1 protein-coding gene and 1 pseudogene are annotated in these 800 nt (G+C 55.5%); both read left to right on the forward strand.

The annotated features are described in order from the left end of the window. A pseudogene (locus tag B3P58_RS13980) lies at positions 1 to 219 on the forward strand (patatin-like phospholipase family protein); the annotation flags it as partial. 2 nt (positions 220 to 221) lie between these two features. Further along, the coding region (locus B3P58_RS13985; protein WP_286718382.1) for an NAD-dependent deacylase at positions 222 to 800 on the forward strand (579 nt) is incomplete at its 3' end.

The following is an 800-nucleotide window of genomic DNA, read 5'->3' on the forward strand; positions in this document are numbered from 1 at the left end:
ATTGATGAGATTGCCGGCCAGCACGCAAACGAAATACCGCGCGCATTAAAACTCGCCCTTGGCGGCAGTGGTAATGCCAGCCAGAACGGCTCCGGTATTCTCAGTTATCTGCTGTTTTCCCGTGGTTTCTGTAAGAGCCTGATTGACCTTGGCTTTCAGGATGCCTGTGCACGGGAAGACGAAATCCGTGCGTTTTTTGCCGACCACTTCCACGACTGACCATGAAGACATCCGAATTCCAGCGCATCGTTGTTCTGACCGGTGCCGGCATCTCCGCCGAGTCCGGTATCCGCACCTTCCGTGATGCTGACGGACTGTGGGAAAACCACCGTCTGGAGGACGTTGCCACACCCGAAGCCTTTGCCCGCAATCCACAGCTGGTGCAGCGTTTTTATAACGACCGCCGGCGTCAGCTGAGCGAGGTTCAGCCAAATCCTGCTCATCTGGCCCTGGCCGACTTCGAACAGCGCTTTACTGGCGAATTTCTGCTGGTTACTCAAAATGTTGACGATCTGCATGAGCGGGCCGGCAGCCGTAACCTGCGGCATATGCACGGCGAACTGAACAAAGCCCGCTGTCTGCTGAGCGGCAGGATCATCGAACATAAAGGCGATATCAGTGCCGATATTCTCTGTCCCTGCTGCCAGCGGCCTACTCTGCGACCGCATATTGTGTGGTTTGGTGAAATGCCACTGTATATGGATGAGATCTGCTCAACGCTGGAGCAGTGTGACCTGTTTCTGAGTATCGGAACCTCAGGCCATGTTTATCCGGCAGCCGGATTTGTCGACATCGCCCGC

Source organism: Thalassolituus sp. UBA2009 (assembly GCF_002335285.1).
In the GTDB taxonomy this organism is placed as follows: Bacteria; Pseudomonadota; Gammaproteobacteria; order Pseudomonadales; family Oceanobacteraceae; genus Venatoribacter; species Venatoribacter alkanivorans.